At 39.6% G+C, this 12662-nt stretch carries 8 protein-coding genes and 1 tRNA gene; 5 read left to right on the top strand and 4 right to left on the bottom strand.

The features are described 5' to 3' along the window. Nucleotides 1-17: 17 nt before the first annotated feature. Nucleotides 18-1202 carry a porin gene (locus C1A09_RS09130; RefSeq protein ID WP_101543462.1) on the top strand — a complete coding sequence of 395 codons (1185 nt, stop codon included), beginning with the start codon at nt 18-20 and terminating at the stop codon, nt 1200-1202. An 80-nt stretch (nt 1203-1282) separates the two neighbouring features. Here the strand turns inward: C1A09_RS09130 and C1A09_RS09125 are convergent. The 3 genes from C1A09_RS09125 to feoB all read right to left on the bottom strand — a co-directional run bounded on the left by C1A09_RS09125 (nt 1283) and on the right by feoB (nt 4089). Beyond that, nucleotides 1283-1354, bottom strand: a tRNA-Cys gene (locus C1A09_RS09125). A 51-nt stretch (nt 1355-1405) separates the two neighbouring features. Beyond that, complete coding sequence (locus C1A09_RS16525) at nt 1406-1621, bottom strand: hypothetical protein (protein WP_101543230.1); 216 nt, start codon at nt 1619-1621, stop codon at nt 1406-1408. Next, nucleotides 1618-4089 carry a ferrous iron transport protein B gene (feoB, locus tag C1A09_RS09115; RefSeq protein ID WP_101543229.1) on the bottom strand — a complete coding sequence of 824 codons (2472 nt, stop codon included), beginning with the start codon at nt 4087-4089 and terminating at the stop codon, nt 1618-1620. The genes C1A09_RS16525 and feoB overlap by 4 nt, the downstream gene beginning before the upstream one ends. 147 nt (nt 4090-4236) lie before the next feature. Here feoB and tilS point away from each other — a divergent pair, with 147 nt between their 5' ends. Continuing rightward, nucleotides 4237-5517, top strand: a complete 1281-nt coding sequence (tilS, locus tag C1A09_RS09110; protein WP_101543228.1) for a tRNA lysidine(34) synthetase TilS — start codon at nt 4237-4239, stop codon at nt 5515-5517. A 164-nt stretch (nt 5518-5681) separates the two neighbouring features. On the opposite strand, the gene C1A09_RS09105 is transcribed toward tilS, so the two are convergent. Continuing rightward, nucleotides 5682-6515, bottom strand: coding sequence for a 4Fe-4S binding protein (locus tag C1A09_RS09105; RefSeq protein ID WP_101543227.1), 834 nt, complete (start codon nt 6513-6515; stop codon nt 5682-5684). 234 nt (nt 6516-6749) lie between these two features. Between C1A09_RS09105 and rho the strand changes: the two genes are divergently transcribed. From rho to C1A09_RS09090, 3 genes are all read left to right on the top strand, one after another. Then, a complete protein-coding gene (rho, locus tag C1A09_RS09100; protein ID WP_101543226.1) occupies nt 6750-8717 on the top strand; it encodes a transcription termination factor Rho in 1968 nt (655 codons plus the stop codon). Between the two features lie 151 nt (nt 8718-8868). Further along, a complete protein-coding gene (locus C1A09_RS09095) occupies nt 8869-10686 on the top strand; it encodes a tetratricopeptide repeat-containing sensor histidine kinase (protein WP_233519946.1) in 1818 nt (605 codons plus the stop codon). Further along, nucleotides 10683-12638, top strand: a complete 1956-nt coding sequence (locus C1A09_RS09090; protein ID WP_101543224.1) for a tetratricopeptide repeat-containing sensor histidine kinase — start codon at nt 10683-10685, stop codon at nt 12636-12638. The genes C1A09_RS09095 and C1A09_RS09090 overlap by 4 nt, the downstream gene beginning before the upstream one ends. Nucleotides 12639-12662: the final 24 nt, after the last annotated feature.

Raw genomic sequence — 12662 nt, 5'->3', positions numbered from 1 at the left:
ATCGATATCCGGAAATGATGAAGAAACTAACATTCATACTCCTGATGGCAGGCTGCATACAGGGAATACATGCCCAGGATACGGAGAAAAGTGACAGGTTCCTTGGGAATAAAACCCTGTTTGAAGAACTTACTAATGTGGAAAAGAAACAGGATAAGTTTAACTTATTCCTCAACATGCAGGGAAGTTTCGATGCCAATTTCCGCGATGGCTTTGAACAAGGAGCCTTCAAAATGAGACAACTTCGTATCGAGGCGAAAGGTAATATCAACAGTTGGCTCTCGTATCGGTACCGGCAACGCCTGAACCGTTCGAATGACGGTAGCGGAAACATAGACAACCTACCTACCTCTATTGACTATGCAGGTATCGGAATAAAGTTAGGCAAAGGATTTTCCCTCTTTGCCGGTAAACAATGCACCGCCTACGGAGGTATAGAGTTCGATTTAAACCCCATCGACATATACGAGTATAGCGATATGATCGAGAATATGAGTAACTTCATGACCGGTTTGAATATCGGCTACGACATTACTCCCAGCCAACAACTGAACTTACAGATTTTGGATAGCCGCAACGGTTCCTTTAACAGTACCTATGGCATTGAGACGGTAGAAGGTGAAACTCCTCAACTGGAATCGGGCAAACTGCCGCTTGTCTATACCCTGAACTGGAATGGTAACTTTAATGACGTGTTCAAAACACGTTGGTCTGCTTCCGTCATGAACGAGGCAAAAGATAAATACCTCTATTATTATGCGCTGGGTAATGAGTTAAATCTGGACAAATTCAATATGTTCCTCGATTTCATGTATTCCAAAGAAGGGGTCGACCGTAAAGGAATTGTCACAAGGATGACAGGTAAAATGGATGGGCACAATGCTACCGATGCCGGTTATATGTCATTGGTAACCAAATTAAACTATCGCTTTTTACCTAAATGGAATGTCTTTGTAAAAGGAATGTACGAAACCGCCTCTCTTACCAAGAAACATGGAGATTTAGAGAAAGGGAAATACAGTACATCCTGGGGATACCTTGCCGGTGTAGAGTTTTATCCGATGGAAACCAACCTGCATTTCTTCCTGACTTACGTAGGACGTTCATATGACTTTACAGCCCGTGCCAAGGCACTGGGACAAGAGAATTATTCAACAAACAGAGTATCGGTTGGATTTATATACCAGTTACCTGTATTTTAATAGGACAGCTTTTCTTACAAGTTTATGTATATAAAAAAACTCCGGAATAACTTAATAAGCTATTCCGGAGTATTCTTTCGAGGTACCTGGCAGATTCGAACTGCCGTACACGGTTTTGCAGACCGCTGACTAAGCCACTCATCCAAGGTACCAGTATTTCTTGTTTGCGGATGCAAAGGTAGTACATTTTTTTAAACTACCAACTATCCACAGCAATTTTTCTTTGTTTCTTTTGGCTTTCCACTACACTCCGCACGTTTTTTATCGTACAATTGCTTTAATTCACAGCCGGTTACACAATTCTCGCATGGATTACGTTTTTCCTTTACTCGCCGAAAAAAAGAATAAATGCTCTGACCAATCCGAAAAGCGCATAACAGTAGCACCAATACAACTACCCAATTTTGCCAATTGCTCATATAAACAAACCTCCTATCTGATAAATAGTAAAAGATACTCCCCACGCCAATAAAGTAGTATATACGGCTGTAAACAATGCCCACTTCCAACTGCCCGATTCTCCCTTAATAGCCGCCAGCGTGGCAATACATGGAAAATATATCAATACAAACACCATGTAGCAAAAAGCGACCAGAGGGGTAATTGGAATACGTTGTCCCAAACTCACAGTGTCTACCTCAGCATCATCGGCATAAAGTACCCCGAGCGTACTTACCACCAATTCCTTAGCCCCCACACCGGATAGAATGCCAATACCCAGTTTCCAATCGAACCCCAAAGGTTCAATAACCGGCTCCACCGCCTTACCAATCTTACCTATATAGGAATTTTCCTGTTGCTCGGCAACATCTTCATAGGTATCATGATTGGGATAATAACCCAAAGCCCATATCACAACAGAAGCCACCATTATAATCCCTCCCATCTTACGCAGATACTGTGCACCTTTCTCCCATGTATGCCTGAAAATAGACTTAGAAGTCGGTATACGATAAGGAGGCAATTCCATAACAAATGGCGTATCGTCTCCTTTCACCAAAAAACGGCAAAAAAGGCGTGCCATAACCACAGCCAGCAAAATACCGATAGCATAAATTGTTAACAAAACCAGGCTGGCATTGTTCGGGAAAAAAGCTCCTACCAACAACAAGTAAATAGGCAGACGGGCACTGCATGACATCAATGGATTAATGAGCATAGTTACCAGACGACTCTTACGGTTCTCGATAGTCCGTGATGCCATAATTGCCGGAACATTACAACCAAATCCCATAATCAACGGTATGAAAGATTTACCATGTAACCCCATCTTATGCATTATCTTGTCCATAATAAAGGCAGCACGAGCCATATATCCCGAATCTTCCATCAGCGAGATAAAGAAATAGAGAATTAAGATGTTGGGTAAAAAAACAATAACACCACCTACACCACCTACAATACCATCGACCAACAAAGCCTTCAACGGTCCTTCGGACATATTATTACGGATTAAGTCTCCCAACTCTCCAACTAACCATTCAATACCTTGCATAGGATAATCACCTAAAATGAAAGTTCCTTCAAACATCAGATACAGGAAAAGAAAAAAGATAGGATATCCCCACACACGGTGCGTTACAATAGAATCTATAACACGGGTAACATGTGCCGTATCTTTATGATTATCGGTATACGTCTCACGTAATGCACCAGATATAAAACCATATTTGGCATCGGTTATAGCCTGCTCACTCTCTTCATTAATCACATTGCGGAGACGCAGTTCCTCCCGGTCGCGAACTTCAAGAATTTCTTTTCCATTGGAAAATTCCCGTACCACCTTCTCCAAATCTTCATCATTCTCCAAAAGTTTGATAGCCAGAAAACGGGTGGAGTATTTATGACGTATATTCTCGTTGACGCTGATGACACGCTTTACCGTATCGATGCTCCGTTCCAGTTCCGGTCCGTGATTGATATGGATATGGCGATAAAAGCCCCTCGGATGATCTTCTTCCTCTTTGTGAGTACCAAAATCATGGTCGGGAACATATTCTTTATGCCAGTTACGTAAATCGTTTAATATCTCAGCGCGTACCTTCCCTTTCTTGTCAAGGAAGTCGCCCCCTTCGTAAATACCGATAATTGCATGGAACAACTGCTCAATCCCCTTTCCGGTACGACTGACGGTAGGCAACATCGGAACCCCGAACAGTTGTCCCAACTTTACATAATCCAACGTATTGCCACTGGCGGTCAATTCATCGTACATATTAAGGGCAATCACCATACGCACATTCATATCAATCAATTGAGTCGTGAGGTAAAGATTACGTTCCAGATTAGAAGAATCGACTACATTGATGATAATATCCGGCGTCTCGTTAATGATATGCTGGCGAACATATATTTCCTCTGGCGAATAGGCTGAAAGAGAATAGGTACCGGGAAGATCGACAATGCGGAAATGATAACCCTGAAAGTCAAAGTAACCTTCTTTAGCATCTACAGTAACGCCACTATAATTGCCCACATGCTCGTGTGAACCGGAAGCAATATTAAACAGGGATGTTTTACCGCAATTCGGATTTCCAACCAAAGCTACATTAATGGTACGGCGTTTCCCCAGAGCAAGACGTTTCAATTCATCTTCTCCCAAAACCATGTCTTCACTTAATCCTTTATGATAATCCAGTTGCAGGTCCAGTTCCTTTATCTCATGCTCACTTATAATCTCTATCATTTCGGCTTCTTGCCGACGTAGGGATATCTCATATCCCATTACTCTATATTTGATAGGATCTCTTAACGGAGCATTCAACAAAACCTCCACGGTCTTTCCTTTGACAAACCCCATTTCCACAATACGTTTGCGGAAACCACCGTGTCCTAGCACTTTTACAATTACCCCTTTTTCACCGGTTTTCAATTCGGATAAACGCATAGTTTTCTGCCTTTCTATATTTTGGACGCAAAGATAAAAATTATGTTCGCACGCAACAAATAATTTAGAATGTTTTTAAATAAGAGAGTATAAGTGATTATCAGAAAGAATAATTTATCTTTGCAAAATAGAAATACATTTTAGCAAATGGAAATAAGAAAAGTAGCACAATATATTGAGCAAGAACGACTCTTCGACAAGAGAGATAAAATTCTCGTAGCACTAAGTGGAGGAGCAGACTCTGTGGCCTTGTTACGCTTATTACTATCACTAGAATATACCTGTGAAGCCGCCCATTGCAATTTCCATCTTCGTGGTACAGAGTCTGACAGAGATGAAGCATTTGTTCGCCATCTCTGTAAAGAATTGCAGGTAAATTTACACGTCATTCATTTTGATACGAAGAAAATTGCAGAAGAACGACATATCTCCATCGAAATGGCGGCACGCGAATTACGTTACAATTGGTTTGAGAAACTCAGGAAGGAGTGCCACGCGGCGGTTATCGCCGTTGCCCATCATCAAGACGATAGTGTTGAAACTTTCCTCTTGAACTTAATTCGTGGAACAGGTATCAACGGTCTGAAGGGAATACGTCCCCAAAATGGGCGTATTGTCCGACCTTTGCTTTGCACAGACCGCAAAGAAATCATGGGTTATCTGGAACACCTCCAACAAGGTTATGTAACAGACAGCACGAATTTACAAGACGAATACACCCGAAATAAAATCCGCCTGAACATACTGCCGTTAATGCAAGAAATCAATCCTTCAGTAAAAGAAAGTATTCTCACTACGACGGAACACTTGAACGATACCGCTACCATATATAAAAGAGGTATAGAAGAAGGAAAGTTACGGGTACAAAACTTGAAAGGTATCCATATCGAAACCCTAAAACAAGAACCCGCACCGGAAACATTACTGTTCGAAATACTCTATCCTCTCGGATTTAATCCGACCCAAGTGAAAGATATCTACCGTTCATTAGACGGACAACCGGGTAAATCATTCACCATTCCCGGATGGCGTGTAGTCAAAGACCGTGATTATCTACTTATTGAACCTTACAAACCAATCACCCAACCGATTCTTCAGATAGAAGAACATCCCTACACTCTGGATTTTGTAATCCCTCGTGACAAAGACATAGCTTGCTTTGATGCGGAAAAGCTGTTATCTCCTTTTTTGCTCAGATTATGGAAGCAAGGAGACGCCTTTGTCCCTTTCGGCATGAAAGGACGAAAAAAAATAAGCGACTACCTGACCGACCACAAATTCTCTCTCCTGCAAAAAGAACAGCAATGGGTACTTTGTTGTGGTGAAGATATCATCTGGCTGGTAGGCGAACGAACGGATAACCGCTTCCGTATAGATGAAAACACACATAGGGTGATAGTGATAAAAGTAATCAGTTCCGGCACCTGATTTATAATCTTTTATCATTGTATGAAGAAAATGATTTAACCATTGGTAATCAATACACAACGTAGGATATATTCAGTATATAACTAAATAAAATTCAATATACACCCCTATCTGCTACGTCCATTAAACGTAAACATCCTTATACATCTTTTTCAAAATGGTATTTACACGATGATCCGGTTCTCTTTGGGCTTTTTGAAGCAATCGGACAGCAATGCAGCAAACGGAGTATCGTATGTACGTGCCTTTTGCGGACATCCCTTCACACAAGCACAGCACTTGATACATTTCTCGACAAGCGTATTACATTCATCCCCTTTCAAAATAGCACCCGTAGGACAATGCTTCACACAATAACCACAATGTGTACAAAGTTCCGCATCCACTGCCGGAATGCGAGGCAAAGGTACACCGCTTTTTCTTAGTTTGATTACTTTACGCAGAAAACGGAAAAGGGGAAAAAACGGTTGGCGGGGACGTTGAATACGATTCACATCTACCGCATACAATCTCTCCATATCAACCGCAGCTTCTATTTTGATACGGATCTTTTTCCCGAAGTCTTCGGCATATTTCAAATCATCCACATCAGGGCGACCTGCCGCAACCGGATTTTTTCCGGTACTATAAGAATGCTCACCTATAAAAGTCGCTCCCGCTATCACTTTAAAACCACGTTCGGACACAAAAGCATCCAATTCTGCCAATGCTTTCTCGTAAGCACGATTACCATAAACTACCACCACTACGGCAGGAGCACCCGCCGCATGTATCTCTTTCAGACGTTCTAAAGCCAATGGAGCTACCTTTCCGCCATACACAGGAACAGTAATTACAACCAATGTATCCCGAGGGATTTCCAATTTATCAACAGCATGCAGAGTCAAGTCAGTACTTGTAACCTTAGAAAAGCCGATACCGCGAACAATTGTTTCGCCCACTTGTTTAGAAGTATGGGTAGGCGAAAAAGTAATCAAATGAGCTTCGTATATATTCATAATGTATTCTTGATGATGAAGCAAAGATAAACTTTTAAAATTAAAAAAATGACGATTTATTTATGAAAACAAAAATATTTATTACCTTTGCGCCATTGAAACATTCTGTTACTCCCTTACTGAGGTGAGAGGTTGTAGGTCAGATTTCCGGTTCAATAATAAATAATCCCTATTAAATCATATTTATAAGGTAAACTTGCCTAAATAAGTAAAAACCATTCACATATATACTGTATGTATAATATCATCCAATTAAACGACAAGAATTTGTCGGAATTGCAAACTATTGCCCAAGAATTGGGTATCAAAAAAACAGACTCATTGAAAAAAGAAGAACTCGTTTACAAGATACTCGATGAACAAGCTATTGCCGGAGCAACCAAAAAAGTAGCAGCCGACAAACTGAAAGAAGAACGCAAAGGGGAAAGACAAAAGCGTTCTCGTGTAACTGTAAAAAAAGAAGGAGCAGATAAAGTATTCTCAGCCAATAAAAACGGAGACCTCACTAAAGCTACCGAAACACCTGCTCCACAAGAACAACCCAAAGTAGCCGAAGTTAAAGTAGAGCCTGCTACAGTGGCTGTTACTTCTGTAGTAACAGAAACAGAACCGGTAGCTGTTCCTAAACGTAAACCGGGACGTCCACGTAAAGTCAAGCCCGAAGTAGTTGAAACAATAAAAGAGACTCCGACAGTTATAGAAAAAGACCCAAAAACTGAAATCGTAGAAAAAAAAGAAGAAAAAATTATCGTACCGGATGAGAGTCTTATCCTGGCAGAAATAGAAAATGATTTTATTCCTATCGAAGAGCTCCCCACCGAGAAAGTGGAATTACCTTCAGAACTCATCGGTAAATTTGAAGCTACCAAAGCTGAAATACCTGTACCTACAGAAGTACAACCTCAACGTCCCCGCCCTCGTCCTCGCGAAAACAACGCTTCATACAATAACAACAACAATAATAACCGGAACAACAATAACCAGCGTCCGGCTCAACAACGCCCGGTATTGCAAAACAATAACGATACTCACGCGATGCCCGAACGCAGACCGGTAGTGGAACGTGAAAAAGCATACGAATTTGATGATATACTCACTGGAACAGGTGTATTGGAAATTATGCAGGATGGTTACGGTTTTCTCCGTTCTTCCGACTATAACTACCTTTCTTCTCCGGATGATATTTATGTTTCTCAATCACAAATCAAGTTGTTCGGATTGAAAACCGGCGACGTAGTAGAAGGCGTTATCCGTCCGCCCAAGGAAGGTGAGAAATATTTCCCGTTGGTAAAAGTATCCAAAATAAATGGACGTGATCCGGCTTTTGTCCGTGACCGTGTACCCTTTGAACATCTTACGCCGCTTTTCCCGGATGAGAAATTCAAACTCTGTAAAGGTGGATATTCCGATTCACTGTCTGCACGTGTAGTAGATCTCTTTGCTCCTATCGGTAAAGGTCAACGCGCCCTGATTGTGGCCCAACCCAAAACCGGTAAGACTATCCTAATGAAAGATATAGCCAATGCCATCGCAGCTAATCATCCGGAAGTTTATATGATTATGTTGCTTATTGACGAACGTCCAGAAGAAGTTACCGACATGGCACGTACTGTTAATGCAGAAGTTATCGCCTCTACTTTTGACGAGCCTGCTGAACGCCACGTAAAAATTGCCGGTATTGTCTTGGAAAAGGCAAAAAGAATGGTGGAGTGCGGACATGATGTCGTTATATTCCTCGATTCTATCACCCGTCTAGCACGTGCTTACAACACGGTATCACCCGCTTCCGGTAAAGTTCTTTCCGGTGGTGTGGACGCCAATGCATTGCATAAACCCAAACGTTTCTTCGGTGCGGCACGTAACATTGAAGGCGGTGGTTCATTAACGATTCTGGCTACTGCCCTGATTGATACAGGTTCTAAAATGGATGAGGTTATCTTTGAGGAATTTAAAGGTACGGGCAACATGGAATTACAACTCGACCGTAATTTGTCTAACAAGCGTATATTCCCGGCTGTTAATATCGTTGCTTCCAGTACGCGTCGTGACGATTTACTACAAGACAAGCAAACATTAGACCGTATGTGGATTCTCCGCAAGTATCTTGCAGATATGAACCCGATAGAAGCAATGGACTTCGTAAAAGATCGTTTAGAAAAGACAAAAGACAACGACGAGTTCCTGATGAGCATGAACAGTTAAACTATAGAAATAATATCCTAAAAAAGAGCGGAATAGTTAATAACTTTTCGCTCTTTTTTTATTACTTTTGCCACTATTATAATATTTTCCTTTACAGACAAGAAAAGATAGCAAGGTGAAAATAATAAAAACAAATATAATTCTTATCTTAGTGCTACTTGGAACACCCTCATGGATCTTTTCTCAGGAAAAAGCAACGGGTAGCAGTCACCTTAACCTTGTGGCGGAATTAATAGATAATAATCTGGGATATTCACGGAAAGTATCTTCCGATGATATCATTAAATGGGAAAATGAAATAGTATCTATCTTCCAGAAAGAAAAAGATTATGAACGTATGTTCATTATGAAACAAATGGTAGTTTATGCCTACGGTTTCCAAGGTAAAATTACCGAGGCGTTGAAAAAAGCCAATGTCATGATGACAGAATCCAAACTGATGAATTATGATATCGGTATCGCACTTTCCCATTTTGCACTAGGAGATACTTATCTTCATGCCAGTATGGCTCCGGAAGCTGTAGAAGAATATGAAAACGCCATAAATATATTGTATAAAACTCCCCAGTCAGAAAAACTACAGGAAAGAATATTCATCCAACTGATACCTACTCTTATCAAATTAAAACGAATGAATGAAGCGGAAGCGTATCTGCAAAATATGGGAAGATTATATACTGATAAACAGTCAAATCCATTTATACATTATATATATCAGGCATATTATTACCTACAAACAGAAGACTTGAGTAAAGCCCATGAACATATCATAGATGCAAAGAAAGCCAACAACAAAAATCCTTTTTATTTCCATTCGTCCATATTGAAATACATGCAGGCCGAATATGCCCAAAAGACAGGAAATTATGAGAAAGCGATACAACTATATACAAGTTTAGCAGAAAAAACAAATAGTATAAACGTTTATAATAACTATATAAATCTCAGAAAATCAGCTGCTAAAATATACAAAGAATTAGGACATTACAAAGAAGCTTGTGAAATTTATCAAGTTATCAACGCTACACGTGACTCTATCAATGACCACTACTATACTTCACAAATCAACTTGCTACGTACAGTATACCAGGTAGACCGTTTAGGAGTAGCAAACCAAAATCAACGTAACCGCCTGTTATTCTATCTAATCATAGGTAGTATATTGATTTTGGTTGTCTTCATCATATTCGTTATTTATATAAGAAGAGCCAATAACCAGCTTGCCACTTCAAGGTTAAAGTTGAACGAGGCACGAAAGAATGCAGAAAATTCAATACGTACCAAAAGCTTGTTTCTCTCTAATATGAGCCATGAAATACGTACACCGTTAAATGCATTATCAGGTTTTTCATCCATATTGACAGATAATAATATAGATAAAGAGACCCGGCAGCAATGTAATGACATTATTCAGCAAAATTCAGCTTTACTCCTAAAGCTGATAGATGATGTAGTAGACCTATCAAGCCTTGAAAGAGGAAAAATACAATTTCGTCTTGGTATATATGACGCTGTATCGCTCTGCCGTAATGTTATTGATACTGTAGAAAAGATAAAGCAGACTTCCGCCACTGTTGTCTTTCAGACATCGTTAGAAAAGTTAGAACTCCATACAGACGAAGCACGCTTACAACAATTGTTAATTAACCTGCTTATTAATGCCACCAAGTTCACAACAGAAGGTAGTATTACCCTTGCATTGGAAATTGGTAACAATGATATGGCACAGTTCTCCATAACCGATACCGGATGTGGTATAGCCGCTGAAAAACAAGATAAAATCTTCAATCGCTTTGAAAAATTGGATGAGAATGCTCAAGGTAGCGGATTGGGACTGTCTATCTGTCAACTGATAGTGGAACATTTTGGAGGTAAAATTTGGATTGATAAAGAGTACAAAGACGGGGCACGCTTTGTATTTATCCATCCCATCCACCTCAATGAGAAAAAAGAGGAGACTATATCATGAAAAGGATAATATTTATAATTCTCTTTATTCTGCAAACATTGTTCGGATTAGCCGATTATCAGTTGGTTACCGACAGCCTGATCGAATCATTGCCAACAATGTCTCACGATAGCATACGCTTACAGGCGTTGGAGCAATTGACTCTTACTATGCAGAGTACACCGCAATCCTTAAAATTCGCCAGCGAATTATACAAAGAGGCTAAATTGCAGAAGAATAAACATTACCTCTGTAACGGTGCCTATTTTCATATCCTCTATTATTACAATAATAATGAAGAGCAAGACAGTATTGCCAAATGGGTCAGTATCATACAACCGATAGCTCAAAGCATTCAGTATTGGAAAGTTTATTTCAATTCCCAGAAGCTTCTTATAAACACTTATATATACAATAAACAATACGAATATGCGTTTAATGAAGCGTCTAAAATGCTGGAGAAAGCTCAAAATATTAAGAATGTGGATGGAGAAGTAGCTGCCTATCAATGTATGGTAAACATATATCATGAAACTAATCAGTGGACAGAAGAAGGAAAAATACTCAAAAAAATCTATAAACTATTACCTCAGATTACACATTCTGGTACGCAGGTCAACATTCTGTGCCAACTAGTCAACTTCAGTAATCAAAGAAAAAATTATACTGATATGAAAACATATCTGGATGACACAAAGAAAGTATTAGATGAAATGATACGTGTTAATCCTGAAATGCAACAAAGTCTGTATGATCAGTACTTATTTTTGGAAATATTTTATACCCATTTCTATATAGCGACAAACCACCCCACTCTTGCAGAAAAACATTATAAAAAAGCGCAAACTTATGTTACCCCACATACTTTCCTTCCCTACCATGCGACTTTCCAAAATATGTCCATTGATTATTGTCTCTACATGAAAGATTATAATACCGCCCTTGTATTGGCCGACAGTGTTATCCATTTGATGAAACAAAACGGGTTCGAAGAATCTGATTACGCTAAAGAGATTGGCTATAAAGCAAATGTACTAACAGCTATGGGGCGATATACTGAAGCATTACCACTTTATGAAAGAGCCATACAGATTGAAGACTCTATAAATACAGTAATATCCAACAAGCAACTAGAAGAGATCAAAGATAGCTACCATCTGAACCTGTTGATATTAGAGCGAGGAAAACTAAGAAGTTATGTACAGACTATCATCCTTGTAGTGGTAGGTGTGGTTCTTATATTATGCATCATCTATATGTTACGTATCAATCGTATACACAAAGAACTCCGTCTTTCGGAGAAAGAGACTAAAAATGCTACCCGTAAATCGGAAGAAGCAAATGAAATGAAAAGTCGTTTTCTTTCTAATATGAGTCACGCTATTCGTGTTCCTCTTAACAGTGTAGTAGGTTTTTCCCAACTAATGGTTACCGATACAAATATCAGTGAAGAAAACCGTAGAGAATATTCCGGTATTATCCAAGAAAACACAGAGAAGTTGATGTTATTGGTTAATAACGTTTTAGATCTTTCGCGTCTGGAAGCTGATATGATGAAATATCAACTGACAGATTATGATATTGTACAACTCTGCCACGATGTTATAGATAGTGTACAAATGCAAAATCCAAAACTCCATGTCAATTTCCAAAGTAATGTGAAAGAATGTATCATACAGACTGACTGTAATCGGATAATCCAGATGATAATCAGTATACTTACCGGCCCATCGACTACATACAACGAAGAACGGAACATAAACTTTATCTTAGACAAAAATTGCGAAAGGCTTTGTTTCAAAGTAATCAACAGTCCGCTGGCCGACAAGCAATATTCCGGACAGGAGGTTTCTATACGCCATGACATTAATCGATTACTATTAAAACATTTTGGAGGAAGTTATCAGATTATTGCAGACGCATCGGCAGGTCCTACCCTTCTTTTTACTTATCCGGTTCTAAATCTACAATAATATTCTGCTTCAAAAGAAAGCTAA

The organism is Bacteroides cutis, from assembly GCF_900241005.1.
Lineage (GTDB): Bacteria > Bacteroidota > Bacteroidia > Bacteroidales > Bacteroidaceae > Bacteroides > Bacteroides cutis.
This window is presented reverse-complemented; position numbering and strand designations above follow the sequence as displayed.